Genomic DNA, 13,417 nt, shown 5'->3' with positions numbered 1-13,417 from the left:
TCGCAGCATGGGCCCGTACATCCTGCGCCGGCTGTTGCTGGTCATCCCGACATTGCTTGGCATTCTGCTGGTGAACTTTACGCTGACGCAGTTTGTGCCCGGCGGCCCGGTCGAACAGGCCATCGCCCGTGCGCAGGGGGGCGGCGACGTGTTCGGCGGCTTTGCGGGGGGCAACAATGATGCGGGCGCGGACGAGCTGAACACCGCGTCCGACAGCGAATATGTGGGCGCGCGGGGCCTGCCGCCCGAGTTCATCGAAGAGCTGAAGGCCGAGTTCGGCTTCGACAAACCACCGATGCAGCGGTTTTTGCTGATGGTGTGGAACTATGCGCGGTTCGATTTCGGCGAGAGTTATTTCCGAAGTATCGGAGTCATAGACCTGGTGATCGAAAAGCTGCCTGTATCGATCACCCTGGGCCTTTGGTCGACGGTGATTGCCTATCTGGTGTCGATCCCGCTGGGCATCCGCAAGGCGGTGCGCGACGGCACGCCGTTTGATACATGGACCTCCGGCGCGATCATCGCGGCCTATGCGATCCCCGGCTTTCTCTTTGCGATCCTGCTGCTGGTTCTGTTCGCGGGCGGCAGTTATTTCCAGATCTTCCCGCTGCGCGGCCTGACGTCGGACAATTTCGACGAGCTGAGCGCGCTGGGCAAGGTGGCGGATTACTTCTGGCACATCACCCTGCCGGTTCTGGCGGGCACCATCGGGGCGTTTGCGACGCTGACGCTGCTGACCAAGAACAGCTTTCTCGACGAGATCAAGAAGCTCTATGTGATGACGGCGCGGGCCAAGGGGCTGTCTGAGCGGCGTGTTCTGTACGGCCATGTGTTCCGCAACGCGATGCTGATCGTGATCGCGGGCTTTCCGGCGGTGTTCATCGGCGTGTTCTTTGGCGGCTCGCTTATCATCGAGACGATTTTCAGCCTCGACGGCCTCGGGCGGCTGGGGTTCGAGGCGGCAGTGGCGCGGGATTATCCGATTGTGTTCGGCACGCTCTATATCTTTGGGCTGATGGGTCTTTTGGTCGGGATCATCTCTGACCTGATGTATGTGCTGGTCGATCCACGGATCGACTTTGAGCGGAGGGAAGGCTGATGGCGCAGCCCGATCCCGCAATCGAGATCGAACCGACCCCTGCCGCCGCGCCTGCGCCGCGACGGGGCATGTTCACCCTGTCCCCGCTGAACCAGCGACGCTGGCGGAATTTCAAGAAAAACCGCCGGGCCTATTGGTCGCTGTGGATCTTTGCGGTGCTCTTTGGCCTGTCGCTCTGTGCCGAGCTGATCGCCTATGACAAGCCGATCCTCGTACGCTATCAGGGCCAGTTCTATACGCCGATCTGGAACTTCTATGCCGAGACGGATTTTGGCGGCGATTTCCAGACCGAGGCGAGTTACCGCGACCCGGAGGTTGAATGCCTGATCGTGTCGGGCGGGTTGGATGCGTGTTTTGACGACCCCGAAGGCGTGATCGAAGACGCGCAGGACGGCGAGGTTGACGGCGAAGCAATCACCAAGGGCTGGACGATCTGGCCGCTCATTCCCTACAGCTATGACACGGCCGTGGACCGGCCCGGTGCGGCGCCGCTGGCGCCCAATGCGGAAAACCTGCTGGGCACGGACGGGACCAAACGCGACGTGCTGGCGCGGGTGATCCACGGTTTTCGCCTGTCGGTTCTGTTCACGTTGATCGTCACGGGGGCCAGCGCGGTGATCGGCATCATTGCCGGTGCGGTGCAGGGCTATTTCGGCGGGCGCACGGACCTGATCTTTCAACGGATCATCGAGATTTGGTCGTCGACGCCCAGCCTCTATGTGATCATCATCATGTTCGCGATCCTTGGCCGAAGTTTCTGGTTGCTGGTGTTTCTGCTGGTTTTGTTTGGGTGGACGGGCCTTGTGGGCGTGGTGCGGGCCGAATTCCTGCGTGCGCGGAACCTTGAATATGTGCGCGCGGCGCGGGCTCTGGGTGTTGGCAACGTGACGATCATGTTCCGCCACATGCTGCCCAATGCGATGGTGGCGACGCTGACGATGCTGCCGTTCATCATCACGGGCACGATTTCGTCGCTGGCGGTGCTGGATTTCCTGGGCTTTGGTCTGCCGTCCTCGGCGCCGTCGCTGGGGGAACTGACCTTGCAGGCCAAGCAGAACCTGCAGGCGCCGTGGTTGGCATTTACTGCGTTCACGGTGTTTGCGGTCATGCTGAGCCTGCTGATTTTCATTTTCGAGGGCATCCGCGATGCCTTTGACCCGCGAAAGACGTTTTCCTGATGGCGCTGTTGAATGTGGAGAACCTGAAGGTCGGGTTTCGTCAGGATGGCCAGCTGACGCAGGCGGTCCGGGGCGTTTCGTTCCATGTGGACCGAGGTGAAACCGTCGCGTTGGTGGGCGAATCCGGGTCGGGCAAGTCGGTGTCGGCACTGTCGACCGTGTCCTTGCTGGGCGACAGCGCAGAGGTGTCAGGGTCAGTGACTTATGACGGGCAAGAGATGATTGGCGCGGATGAGCGTTTGCTGCGCAAGGTGCGCGGCAACGACATTTCGTTCATCTTCCAGGAGCCGATGACGTCCCTGAACCCGCTGCACACGATCGAAAAGCAGTTGGGTGAAAGCCTTGCCCTGCATCAGGGGATCGTGGGGGAGAGCGCGCGGGGGCGCATTCTGGAACTGCTGGACAAGGTGGGCATCCGTGACGCCGAAAGCCGTTTGTCGGCCTATCCGCACCAGTTGTCGGGCGGGCAGCGGCAGCGGGTGATGATCGCCATGGCGCTGGCCAACAAGCCTGATGTCTTGATTGCAGACGAGCCGACGACGGCGCTGGACGTAACGATCCAGGCGCAGATCCTCGACCTGCTGGCCGAGTTGAAAAAGACCGAACAGATGGGGTTGTTGTTCATCACCCATGATCTGGGGATCGTGCGGCGGATCGCGGACCGTGTATGCGTGATGCAGAACGGCGAGATCGTGGAGACCGGCCCGACAGCAGAGATTTTCGACGCACCCCAGCATCCCTATACGCAAAAGCTGTTGAGCGCGGAGCCCAAGGGGCAGCCCGCGCCGGTGCCCGCCGATGCGCCGCTGATTGCGGAGACATCGCATCTGAAGGTGTGGTTTCCGATTACGGCAGGACTGTTGCGCCGGACGGTGGGCCATGTGAAGGCGGTGAACGACGCGACCTTGCAGGTCCATGCGGGCGAGACCGTTGGCATTGTGGGCGAGAGCGGGTCGGGAAAGACCACCTTGGCCTTGGCGATCATGCGGTTGATTTCGTCCGAGGGCGGCATTGTCTATATGGGGCAGGACATCCGGGCGTGGTCGGTGCGCGAGTTGCGCCGGTTGCGCAAGGACATGCAGATCGTGTTTCAGGATCCTTACGGGTCACTCAGCCCGCGCATGACCTGTATGCAGATCATTGCCGAGGGCCTGGGTGTGCACGGGATCGAGGATGGGCGCAGCCCGCGCGAGGTTGTGGCGGAGGTCATGGCCGAGGTGGGCCTCGATCCGACCACGATGGATCGGTATCCGCACGAGTTTTCGGGTGGTCAGCGGCAGCGGATCGCGATTGCGCGGGCGATGGTGCTGCGGCCCAAGCTGGTGGTGCTGGACGAGCCGACATCGGCGCTGGACATGACGGTGCAGGTGCAGATCGTGGAGCTGCTGCGCGGGTTGCAGCAGAAGTACGGGTTGGCGTTCCTGTTCATTTCCCATGACCTCAAGGTGGTGCGGGCGATGTCGCACAAGGTGCTGGTGATGAAGCAGGGCGATGTGGTCGAGCAGGGGGCCGCGGAGGATTTGTTCGAGCGTCCGCAGACCGACTATACGCGCCTGTTGTTGCAGGCCACGCATTAGGGATGGAGACGACGTGCGTTGCCCCTTGGCAGGGGCAACGACACCCCGCCCGCCATCCCGTCAGCCTGCGGCCATGCCGAAGATCATCGCGGCCACGGCCACCACGTGGATCAGCATGATGGCGTTGTCGTTCCAGCGCCATCCGACGATGAACCAGCCCGCGATACCGACCATGAAGAAATAGAGGTTGAGCGGCGTGGCCTGCATCGCCGTCGCACCGTAGCCGAGGATCTGGGCCACCGAGGCGGCCCATTTGATCGTGTCCGTTCCGGTGGACCACCGCAGCGCGCGGATCACAGCCGGTCCAGGTTGATGCACGTGGTGCGGGGCCCGTGCCACCAGCGTTTGCGCGGCAGTTTGACCGACGTGCAGCGGCGGTTGCGGGTCGCATTCATGAAAGTCTGAGCGTAGATGTCCAGCATGTCGAAGTCTCCTGATGTTGTCGTTGTTCCTTCTTTCTTGACCGTTTTGCGCGTTCATGCGAGTCAATTGGCTGGACGATATGTAAGGTGAGGTTTAATATGGAGTGGCGCGACATGCCGCCCTTGCCCAGTTTGCGGGCCTTTGCCGCCTTTGTTGAGACGGGCAATGTGGTGGCTGCGGGGCAGGCGCTTTCGGTCAGCCATGCAGCGGTCAGTCAGCAGTTGCGCAGTCTTGAGGCGCATCTGGGTGTGGCCTTGCTGGACCGGTCGGGCCGGGCGATGCGCCTGACGCCCGATGGCGAGGTGCTGGCGCAGGGATGCACAGAGGGTTTCGGGGCCATCGCGCGCGCGGTGGCGCTGGTGACGGGGGTGGAGGCCGCGCGCCCCTTGCATATCTCGCCCACGCCAAGTTTTGCCGCCGCATGGCTGATGCCGCGGCTGTCGGAATTTCGGCAGGCCTTTCCTGACATCAACCTTGTGCTGGACCCCACGGCAGAGCTGGTCACGCTGAGCCCCGGCGGCGTGGATCTGTCGATCCGTTACGGGACGGGCGGCTGGGACGGGCTGGACGATGAATTGCTGATCGAGACGTCGATTGTCGTGGTGGGGGCGCCGGATCTGCTGGCGGGGCACGACCTGTCGGATCTGTCGCGCATCGGGGCGCTGCCCTGGCTCGAAGAGGTGGGCACGAGCGAGAGCACCCGGTGGCTGGCGACGCATGGTGTGCCGGGGGGCTTGCGGGGCACGCTGACGCAGGTGCCGGGCAACCTGATGCTGGACGGTGCGCGCGACGGGCAGGGGGTTGCGGTGACGGTGCGCACCTTTGTCGAGGCGGATATCCAGGCCGGTCGGCTATGCGTGCTGCACGAGGATGCGACGCCGGGGGCGGGTTATCACCTGGTGACGCGTCCGGGGGTGCACCGCCCGCCTTTGCGGTCCTTTTTGCGGTGGATTCGGCGCGCGGCCCGGCAGGGATAGGTGGGTTCAGGTCGCCGTGGCGGTGATCCGCAGCGACGGCGCGGGCACGAAATGGCCGCCGGCCTCTGCGCGGCCCTGGGCCAGTACGCAGCGCGCCAGGTCGGCGCGGATTGCGTCGCGCCGGTCCGTGGGTTGGCCGCTGAGCAGGGATGCGGCGCGCACGGCACCGCCGGCGAAGACATCAAAGAGCGCCGCGGGCGTGGGCACCCAAAGATCCGTGTCGAGATCGGCAAAGGCCACGTCATAAAATCCCGCCTGCGTCACCATGCGCGTGGCGACACCGTGGTCGGTCAGCCAATGTGCGTCGGGGCCGGGGGGCAGGGTCACGCTGCTGTCACCCAGACGGCCCACCGCGTCGAACAGCCATCCGAAAGAGCCGGGCGATCCCTTGCCGTACCAGATCGAAAACGCGATCCGCCCGCCGGGGCGCAGCACCCGCGCGGCCTCGGCCAGACCGCGGGCAGGGTCGGGAAAATGGGGCACGCCAAAGCCGATAGTGACCGCGTCAAAGCAGTCGTCGTCATAGGACAGATGCATCGCGTCGCCGTGCACGAATGTCGCCTCGGGCACGTTTTCGCGGGCCAGCGTGATCATCGCCTCGGAGAAATCGAGGCCGGTGACCCGCGCGCCTTTGGCAACACAGGCCGCGGCGACCACGCCGTGCCCCGTGCACAGGTCGAGAACATCGGCACCGGGTGCGGCAACCTCGGAAAGGGCCGCCGCCACCTGTCGTGACGCACGGTCAAACCCGTCGGCGTACCCTTTGGCGATGTCCGGGTTGCCCCAGCCATCCCGCTCCATCCGTTCGAACGCGTCTGTGTCCGCCATGGCGATACCCCCTGACGTCAGGGTAACACCAGCGGGCCGTTACGCCAAATGAGGCGTCAGGACTTGGGGCCGATCATAAAGCAGGTGACATTGCGGGCCTGCAAGCGGCGGCAGGCGAGGTCGGCGCTGTCGCGGGTCATGCCCATGAAATTGGCGTCGAACCCGGTGGGCTTGCGCACCACCTTGCGCAGCGATCCATCCAGCGTCGACATCTCGGTCAGGGCGGTTTGCAACAGCACCTTTTCCGCCTTGTAGCGGCTGGTATAACGGCCGACATTCACGCCCCAATGGCGACCCCCGGAGGTCGAGATGCGGGTGACAACTTCGGGTTCGGCCTTGGCCAGCACCACATTTTGCGGGCGTGCTTCGGGCCGGATGGTCGGGGTCAGGGCCTGCGAAAGGGCGGCGGCGGCCACGGGCGCGGTTTCCTCGGTTGTCTGGGCGGCTTGCAGGGCCGTCTGGATGTCGTCAGGCAGGACGGTCGCGGCCACCGGAGCCTGTGCCAGCAGGACAGGGGCCTCTGCGCCGGGACGCAGCTTGGGCCGGATTGATGTCTTGACCGCGCCGCTCAGGCGGATGACCTTGCCCGCGCCTTTGGGGGCGGTCTGGTTTCCGGCCACGATCACAGGATCATCACCCGGCACATATCCCGGTTTCTTGGGCTTACGCACGGGCGCGCGGCTGGGGGCGCGGCGAAAGCCCAGATCCAAAAGCTCTGCGACCTTGGCGTTGCGCGATACGGTGGATTTGCCGCCGAACACGGTGGCGATGATGCGTTCGTTGCCGCGTTCGGCAGATGCGACAAGGTTGAAGCCCGCGGCACGGGTATAGCCCGTCTTGATCCCGTCGGCACCCTTGTAGGCGCCCAGCAGGCGGCGGTTGGTGTTGGCCACCTCGCGGATGCCCGCATGGGTCGAGGTGCGCGAGAACAGGTTATAGTATTGCGGATAATCATAGATCATGTGGCGGCCCATGATCGACATATCGCGGGCGGTGGACATGTGCCCGCTTTCGGTCAGGCCGTGGGCGTTCTTGAACGTGGTGCGGGTCATGCCCAGCGACGCCGCCGTGCGGTTCATCCGGCGGGCAAAGGCGGCCTCGGAGCCCGAGATCGCCTCGGCCATGGCGGTGGCCGCGTCATTGGCGGATTTCACGGCAGAGGCGCGGATCAGATAGCGCAGCTTGATGTGCGACCCGGCCTTCAGCCCCAGTTTAGAGGGCGGCTCGGACGCGGCCTTGGCCGAGATCTTGACCTTGGTGTCCAGCGTGATCTCGCCCCGTTCGACTGCCTGAAAGACGACGTAGAGCGTCATCATCTTGGTCAGCGATGCGGGGTGCAGCCGGGTGTCGGCATTGCGCGAATGCAGCACCTCGCCGGTGCGCGCATCCATGACGAAGGCGGCGTAAGGAGCGGCCAGAACGGAGACCGGCACGAACACCAACATCCAGATCGCTGCAATGATGAATAGCCCTGCACGGGCCGACGGGTGATGTCGTACCTTCACGGTGAACCTGCCTATGACTGCCTCAGACCGCCGATTATTCGACTGGCCAATTTTTTGATTACCTATAGGCTAACACAGGCGCGGTTTTCGATAAAGTGTTGATCCACCTCACATTTCCGTTTTTCTGCGGGCGGTGATGTCAACATGTGGGGGCAGGCGTCGTGCCGCCCCCAACACAGGCGATTGTGGCAGGAATGTGGCGGCGGTTACCCGCCCGTGCCAAGCAGGCCGGGCAGGCTCCCCAAATCAGGCAGGGCGGTATAGCGCGGGCAGTCCACGGGGGCCTCTGCCGCCTCGAAATCCCATTGCAGATCGTGGGGCACGAACACGCCAAAGCCGCCTGCGTCGATCATCGGGCGCACGTCGGATTTCATCGAATTGCCGATCATCATGCCCGCCGCCGCCCCGCCCCAATCTGCAAAGATGCGGGTATAGACGTGGCTTTGCTTGTCCGACACGATCTCGACCCCATCGAACATCTCGCCCAGCCCGGATTGCGCCAGCTTGCGTTCCTGGTCCAGCAGGTCACCCTTGGTGATCAGCAGGACGGGCCCGCGCGCCTTGGCGGCGGCGACGGCCTCGGCGGCGTGGGGCAAGAGGTCGATGGGATGGCGCAGCATGTCCTGACCGGTGGCGATCAGGTCGGCGATGACAGCACCCGGTACGCGGTTCTCGGTCACCTCCAGCGCGGTCTCGATCATCGACAGGACAAAGCCCTTGATGCCGAACCCGTAGTGCCCGAGGTTGCGCCGCTCGGCCTGCATCAGGCGGGCGTCCAGATCGGGCATATCCACATGCGGGGCCAGCAGCTCGGCAAACCTGTCTTGCGTCAGTTTGAAGAACCGTTCGTTGTGCCACAGGGTGTCATCGGCATCGAAGGCGATGCATTTTACCAGGGTCGGATCAAAGCCTGTGGGCCGTTGCGTGGCGGACATTTTGAACGGCCCTCTTTTCTAAGTGCCGTTACACGTTATATAGAGCAGCCCAAGCGCACCACAGGATTCCCGGTTTGATGAAGACGTACATGCATACAGACGTGCATCTGATCGCCACGATGATGGCCGGTCCGTCGGGGGATGAGAACGACACCGACGTCATCACCGAAACCAAGCCCAAGACCAAGCGGCCACCGCTCTACAAGGTGATGCTGCTCAATGACGACTACACGCCGATGGAATTCGTCGTGCACGTGCTGGAACGGTTCTTTGGTCTCAACCACGCGCAGGCGTTCGAGATCATGTTGACCGTCCACAAGAAAGGGCTGGCCGTGGTCGGCGTGTTCAGCCACGAGATCGCGGAGACCAAGGTGGCGCAGGTCATGGACTATGCCCGCCGTCACCAGCATCCGCTGCAATGCACCATGGAAAAAGAAGAATAGGCCAGTGATCGGTGATCGCTTGCCTCTGGCGCTGGACGCGGTGACGCTGCCCGGTGCGGGCACCCTTGCGGTGCTGCATCCGGATGCCGATGCCGACCTGTCCGCCCTTCCGCGCGACCGCGTGCGGGTGGTGTCGCCGATGGCGACCGTTTGCGCGGCCTTTGCGGCGCGTGGCTATGACACGGCGGCAGCGCTGGACCCGGATGTTCGGGTGGCCGCGTCGATCCTGTGCCTGACCCGCGCGCGGGCCGAAGCACAGGCGCTGGTCGCGGCGGCCATGGCCTGTACCGACGTGTTGGTGATCATCGACGGCCAAAAGACCGATGGCGCGGATTCGATGCTCAAGGCGATGCGGCAACGCACGCAGATGGGCGGGCCAATTTCCAAGGCGCATGGCAAGGTTTACTGGACAGAGCCAAGTGCGGCCTTTGCCGACTGGGCTGCGGGCCCGCAATTGCAGCCGGGCGGATTCTGGACTGCGCCGGGCGTGTTCTCGGCAGACGGGGTCGATCCGGCCTCTGCCTTGCTGGTGGCGGCCCTGCCAGAGACGATGGTGGGCACCGTGGCCGATCTGGGGGCCGGTTGGGGGTATCTGTCGGCGCACGTGCTGGACCGGGGGGCCGATGCCGTGCATCTGGTCGAGGCGCATGACATGGCGTTGCAATGCGCGCGCCACAACGTGACCGACCCGCGTGCACAGTTTCACTGGGCCGATGCAACACAGTGGAAACCGCCCGCCCCGGTCGATGCGGTTGTGATGAACCCGCCCTTTCACAAGTCGCGCAGCGCCGAGCCGGGCCTTGGTCAGGCGTTCATCGCCAATGCGGCCCGCGTGCTGCGGCCCCACGGTGCGCTGTGGATGGTGGCCAACCGGCACCTGCCCTATGAGGACACGCTGACCGCCAATTTCGCCAAAGTGGTTGAACTGGACGGCGATGCACGGTTCAAACTGGTGCGGGCCGAACGGCCAAAGCGGATACGGAGATAGGCATGTCCTTTTCGATCAACGGCAAGACCGCCATCGTGACCGGTGCGGCCAACGGCATCGGCCTTGCCATCGCGCGCCATTTCGCCGACCGCGGGGCGAATGTGATGTGCGCCGATATGGATGAAAAACGGCTGGTGGCCGAATTGGGCGACGTCGCCGAAGAGGGCAACATTCGCTATTTCGCCGGTGATCTGCGCCAGCGGCTGACGATTGCCAATCTGGTGTCGGCGACCATCGACGCCTTTGACGAGATCGACATTCTGATCAACGCATCCCGTCAGGTGACCGAGACCAATGCGCTGGATGCGGAGGACGAGTCGGTTTCGGCCCTGTTCGAGCAGAACGTGCTGACCGCCCTGCGGCTGAGCCAGCAGGTGGCACGGCGGATGATCAAGCAGGGCGAGGGGCGGTCGGGCGACGAGAGTGTGGGCTCTATCGTCAATCTCAGTTCGATTGCCGCACACCAGACCCGGCCCGAGCTCTTGGGCTATTCCATCGCGTCGGCGGGGTTGGAGCAGATGACGCGGTCGATGGCGCTGGCGCTGGCACCGCACCGGATCCGGGTGAATGCGGTGGCCTTCGGGTCGGTCATGTCCGCGTCGCTTCAGTCATCGATCGGGGATCATCCCGACTGGCGCGACGAGATCGAGGCGCACACCCCGCTGCACCGGATTGCCAGCCCTACTGAATTGGTGGACGCGGTACAGTTCCTCGCCTCTGACGGGTCAGGGTTCGTGACCGGGGACGTGATGACCGTGGATGGCGGGCGCAGCCTGCTGGATCCCGTGGACGTGCCCGCGCATTAACACTTGGCCCCACGGGGGCGGGTGCGCTAGAAAACTGTCAACCAAACAGGACAGTGCGCATGACAGAGCATTTCGACACGCAAAAGGCCCGCGCGGCGGGTTGGTTCCGGCAGCTGCGCGACGATATCGTTGCGGCCTTTGAGGCGCTGGAGGCGTCGCACGGGACCGGGCCGATGTCGGATGCGGCGCCCGGTACGTTTGAAGTGACCGAGACGACGCGGTCGTCCGAGGATGGATCGGATGCGGGCGGCGGGTTGATGAGCGTCATGCGCGGTGGTCGGGTGTTCGAGAAGGTCGGCGTGAACATCTCGACCGTCTATGGCACCCTGGGCGCGCGGGCGCAGATGGCCATGGCCGCGCGCAAGGGCATTCCGGGGATGAAGGACGACCCGCGGTTCTGGGCGTCGGGCATTTCGCTGGTGGCGCATATGCAGAACCCGCATTGCCCTGCGGTGCACATGAACACCCGGATGTTCTGGACGCCCCATGCGTGGTGGTTCGGGGGCGGGTCGGATTTGAACCCGTGCATCGAATATGCCGATGACACTGCGCATTTTCATGCCGCGCAGAAGGCGCATCTGGATCCGCATGGGACCGATCATTACCCGAAGCTGAAGGCGTGGGCGGACGAGTATTTCTATATTCCGCACCGCAATCGCGCGCGGGGTGTGGGCGGTATTTTTATGGACGATCTGTGCACCGGCGACTGGGAGGCCGATTTTGCGCTGACGCAGGACATCGGGCGCGCGTTCCTGCCTGCCTATGTGCCGCTGGTGGAAAAGCGGCGCGTACAGCCGTGGGATGCCGATCACAAGGATCAACAGCTGGTGCATCGTGGGCTCTATGCCGAGTACAATCTGGTCTATGACCGGGGGACGAAATTCGGGCTGGAGACGGGTCATGATGCCAATGCGGTGTTGATGTCCTTGCCGCCCCTGGCCAAGTGGCACTGATCTGTCCCCGCGGGGACAGGTGTGCTTGTGGTCCGGCGGGGTGGTCTGTTTGCTGACGCAAAGGCGCCCACCCGCCGACCCTTTCAGTCCGTGAAGCTTTTGAGAATCGTCTGTGTGTCGAGGCCGGTTGTGCTGCCTGCGATATGGCCGTTCGGGGCGTGCAGGCGGCTGGTGATGAAGGCGTCGGCGACGGCGTGGGGGGCGTGCTGGATCAGGACGGATCCGGCCAGCAGGAGGGCGGTGTGTTCGGCAAAGGCGCGGGCCTCGATTTCCGCTGGATTGCCGCGCCAGCGGGTGTGCCACGCGCTCAGGGCCTGATCGAAGCGTGCATCTGTGCCGCGTGGTGTGGACAGGGCAGCGTGCAGCGCGTCGCGGGCTTGTGGGTCGCGGGCGAGGGTGCGCAGGATGTCGAGGCAGATCACGTTGCCGGACCCATCCCAGATGCTGTTGAGCGGTGCTTCGCGATAGAACATCGGCAGGGCGGTATCCTCGACATAGCCCATGCCGCCTATGGCCTCCATCGCCTCGTAAGTGACGCGGGGGCAGAGTTTGTTGTTGAGGAACTTGGCCAGCGCGACGGCTATGCGTGCGAAGGGGCGGGCGTCGGGGTCATCGAAGGCGGTGGCCACGTGCAGGCCGAGCCATGTGGCGGTGTGCCAGTCGAGGATCATGTCGGCGAGGACGGCCTGCATAAGTGGTTGATCGATTAGAGTTTTCTGGAACGCCCGGCGGTGTCTGACCCAGTGCAGTGCGTGGGTGAGCGCGCCGCGCATCAGACCGGCGGGTGCCATGGCGGTGTCGAGCCGGGTGTGGTGCACCATTTCGATGATGGTCTGCACGCCGCGCCCTGTGTCGCCGAGTTGCATGGCAAAGGCGTCATGATATTCGATTTCGGCGGAGGCGTTGGAGATATTGCCGAGCTTGTCCTTGAGCCGCATCAGGTGGATCCTGTTGCGCTGATCCTCGAGCCAGCGGGGCACGAGGAAGCAGGTGAGGCCGCCATCCGTCTGCGCCAGCGTAAGAAACCCGTCGGACATCGGGGCGGAGCAGAACCATTTGTGTCCGGTCAGCCGCCAGTGTTCACCGTCGGGCGTGGCCTGCGTGGTGTTGGCGCGCACGTCCGAGCCGCCCTGTTTTTCGGTCATGGCCATGCCCAATGTTGCCGCGCGTTTCTGTGCGACGGGGCGGACGCTTGGATCGTAGGCGCGCGCGGTCAGTTTGGGCACCCACGCTGCGGCGATTTCGGGGTTGGCGCGCAGGGCAGGCACGGCGGCGTAGGTCATGGTGAGGGGGCAGCAGTGGCCCGGCTCGACCTGGCTGGCCATGTAGACCATGGCCGCGTGTTCCAGGTGGCTGCCGCCGTCCCAGGCGCAGGCGGCGTAGCCAGCCGATTGGCTGAGCGTCATCATGTGGTGGTAGGCGGGATGAAACCGGACCTCGTCCAGTCGTCGCCCGCCCGCGTCGAAGGTCATCAGTTCGGGGCGGTTGCGGTTGGCGTCGCGTGCGTGGGCCTGTGTGTCCTGCGCGCCCATTGCGGTGCCGTATGGTTGCAGAGTGCGCGGGGCCGTGGCGCGCAGGATCGGATCGGAGAGATAGAAATCCCGGTCGCCTAGGGGCGGGGGTTGGTTTTCAACCTGGTGGGTCGGCAGGTCGCCGTTCGGGGTGGGCATGTGCAGATCGTGGGCCCGATGCGGCCCTGCGGTCA

14 protein-coding genes are annotated in these 13,417 nt (G+C 64.2%); 8 read left to right on the top strand and 6 right to left on the bottom strand.

Features of this window, described 5'->3' with window-relative positions:
• Positions 1-7: 7 nt before the first annotated feature.
• The 3 genes from Q0949_RS09920 (at position 8) to Q0949_RS09910 (ending at position 3,854) form a co-directional block, all read left to right on the top strand.
• Positions 8-1,099, top strand: coding sequence for a microcin C ABC transporter permease YejB (locus tag Q0949_RS09920; RefSeq protein ID WP_299371106.1), 1,092 nt, complete (start codon positions 8-10; stop codon positions 1,097-1,099).
• Positions 1,100-1,167: 68 nt separating this feature from the next.
• A complete protein-coding gene (locus tag Q0949_RS09915; protein ID WP_299371806.1) occupies positions 1,168-2,277 on the top strand; it encodes an ABC transporter permease in 1,110 nt (369 codons plus the stop codon).
• Complete coding sequence (locus Q0949_RS09910; protein ID WP_299371104.1) at positions 2,277-3,854, top strand: ABC transporter ATP-binding protein; 1,578 nt, start codon at positions 2,277-2,279, stop codon at positions 3,852-3,854. Before Q0949_RS09915 ends, Q0949_RS09910 begins: the two co-directional genes overlap by 1 nt.
• Positions 3,855-3,914: 60 nt before the next feature.
• Here Q0949_RS09910 and Q0949_RS09905 read toward each other — a convergent pair whose 3' ends face one another.
• Positions 3,915-4,151 (bottom strand): DUF6552 family protein, encoded by a 237-nt coding sequence (locus tag Q0949_RS09905; RefSeq protein WP_299371101.1) that lies wholly within the window; start codon positions 4,149-4,151, stop codon positions 3,915-3,917.
• Positions 4,148-4,276, bottom strand: coding sequence for a hypothetical protein (locus tag Q0949_RS09900; RefSeq protein ID WP_299371098.1), 129 nt, complete (start codon positions 4,274-4,276; stop codon positions 4,148-4,150). The genes Q0949_RS09905 and Q0949_RS09900 overlap by 4 nt, the downstream gene beginning before the upstream one ends.
• A gap of 99 nt (positions 4,277-4,375) precedes the next feature.
• Between Q0949_RS09900 and Q0949_RS09895 the strand changes: the two genes are divergently transcribed.
• Positions 4,376-5,254 carry a LysR family transcriptional regulator gene (locus Q0949_RS09895; RefSeq protein WP_299371095.1) on the top strand — a complete coding sequence of 293 codons (879 nt, stop codon included), beginning with the start codon at positions 4,376-4,378 and terminating at the stop codon, positions 5,252-5,254.
• Between the two features lie 6 nt (positions 5,255-5,260).
• Here the strand turns inward: Q0949_RS09895 and Q0949_RS09890 are convergent, their stop codons facing one another.
• The 3 genes from Q0949_RS09890 to Q0949_RS09880 form a co-directional block, all read right to left on the bottom strand.
• Positions 5,261-6,082: a methyltransferase domain-containing protein gene (locus Q0949_RS09890; protein ID WP_299371092.1), complete on the bottom strand. Its 822-nt coding sequence runs from the start codon at positions 6,080-6,082 to the stop codon at positions 5,261-5,263.
• 56 nt (positions 6,083-6,138) lie between these two features.
• On the bottom strand, positions 6,139-7,527 hold the full coding sequence (locus Q0949_RS09885) for a D-alanyl-D-alanine carboxypeptidase family protein (protein WP_299371804.1): 1,389 nt from the start codon (positions 7,525-7,527) through the stop codon (positions 6,139-6,141).
• Between the two features lie 266 nt (positions 7,528-7,793).
• Entirely contained in the window at positions 7,794-8,522 is a 729-nt protein-coding gene (locus Q0949_RS09880; protein ID WP_299371089.1) for an HAD family hydrolase, read from the bottom strand.
• Between the two features lie 89 nt (positions 8,523-8,611).
• Here Q0949_RS09880 and clpS point away from each other — a divergent pair, with 89 nt between their 5' ends.
• Genes clpS through hemF form a run of 4 tightly spaced genes read left to right on the top strand, consistent with a single transcriptional unit; the run spans position 8,612 to position 11,712 of the window.
• Entirely contained in the window at positions 8,612-8,965 is a 354-nt protein-coding gene (clpS, locus tag Q0949_RS09875) for an ATP-dependent Clp protease adapter ClpS (RefSeq protein WP_299371086.1), read from the top strand.
• A 4-nt stretch (positions 8,966-8,969) separates the two neighbouring features.
• Positions 8,970-9,953 carry a methyltransferase gene (locus Q0949_RS09870; protein ID WP_299371083.1) on the top strand — a complete coding sequence of 328 codons (984 nt, stop codon included), beginning with the start codon at positions 8,970-8,972 and terminating at the stop codon, positions 9,951-9,953.
• 2 nt (positions 9,954-9,955) lie between these two features.
• Positions 9,956-10,759, top strand: coding sequence for an SDR family oxidoreductase (locus Q0949_RS09865; RefSeq protein ID WP_299371082.1), 804 nt, complete (start codon positions 9,956-9,958; stop codon positions 10,757-10,759).
• Positions 10,760-10,818: 59 nt separating this feature from the next.
• Positions 10,819-11,712, top strand: a complete 894-nt coding sequence (gene hemF / locus Q0949_RS09860) for an oxygen-dependent coproporphyrinogen oxidase (RefSeq protein ID WP_299371079.1) — start codon at positions 10,819-10,821, stop codon at positions 11,710-11,712.
• A gap of 83 nt (positions 11,713-11,795) precedes the next feature.
• Here the strand turns inward: hemF and Q0949_RS09855 are convergent, their stop codons facing one another.
• Positions 11,796-13,382 carry an acyl-CoA dehydrogenase family protein gene (locus Q0949_RS09855; RefSeq protein WP_299371077.1) on the bottom strand — a complete coding sequence of 529 codons (1,587 nt, stop codon included), beginning with the start codon at positions 13,380-13,382 and terminating at the stop codon, positions 11,796-11,798.
• Positions 13,383-13,417: the final 35 nt, after the last annotated feature.

The organism is uncultured Tateyamaria sp., assembly GCF_947487805.1.
Lineage (GTDB): Bacteria > Pseudomonadota > Alphaproteobacteria > Rhodobacterales > Rhodobacteraceae > Tateyamaria.
The sequence above is the reverse complement of the archived record's forward strand: the minus strand, read 5'-3'. Positions and strand labels throughout refer to the sequence as shown.

Excerpts from the sequence above, each read along its gene's own strand:
- clpS (WP_299371086.1), top strand. The coding sequence starts at position 8,612 with ATGCATACAGACGTGCATCTGATCGCCACGATGATGGCCGGTCCGTCG.
- Q0949_RS09865 (WP_299371082.1), top strand. The coding sequence starts at position 9,956 with ATGTCCTTTTCGATCAACGGCAAGACCGCCATCGTGACCGGTGCGGCC.
- Q0949_RS09855 (WP_299371077.1), bottom strand. The coding sequence starts at position 13,382 with ATGCCCACCCCGAACGGCGACCTGCCGACCCACCAGGTTGAAAACCAA.
- Q0949_RS09890 (WP_299371092.1), bottom strand. The coding sequence starts at position 6,082 with ATGGCGGACACAGACGCGTTCGAACGGATGGAGCGGGATGGCTGGGGC.
- Q0949_RS09915 (WP_299371806.1), top strand. The coding sequence starts at position 1,168 with ATGTTCACCCTGTCCCCGCTGAACCAGCGACGCTGGCGGAATTTCAAG.
- Q0949_RS09920 (WP_299371106.1), top strand. The coding sequence starts at position 8 with ATGGGCCCGTACATCCTGCGCCGGCTGTTGCTGGTCATCCCGACATTG.
- Q0949_RS09895 (WP_299371095.1), top strand. The coding sequence starts at position 4,376 with ATGGAGTGGCGCGACATGCCGCCCTTGCCCAGTTTGCGGGCCTTTGCC.
- Q0949_RS09900 (WP_299371098.1), bottom strand. The coding sequence starts at position 4,276 with ATGCTGGACATCTACGCTCAGACTTTCATGAATGCGACCCGCAACCGC.
- Q0949_RS09885 (WP_299371804.1), bottom strand. The coding sequence starts at position 7,527 with ATGTTGGTGTTCGTGCCGGTCTCCGTTCTGGCCGCTCCTTACGCCGCC.
- Q0949_RS09910 (WP_299371104.1), top strand. The coding sequence starts at position 2,277 with ATGGCGCTGTTGAATGTGGAGAACCTGAAGGTCGGGTTTCGTCAGGAT.
- hemF (WP_299371079.1), top strand. The coding sequence starts at position 10,819 with ATGACAGAGCATTTCGACACGCAAAAGGCCCGCGCGGCGGGTTGGTTC.
- Q0949_RS09880 (WP_299371089.1), bottom strand. The coding sequence starts at position 8,522 with ATGTCCGCCACGCAACGGCCCACAGGCTTTGATCCGACCCTGGTAAAA.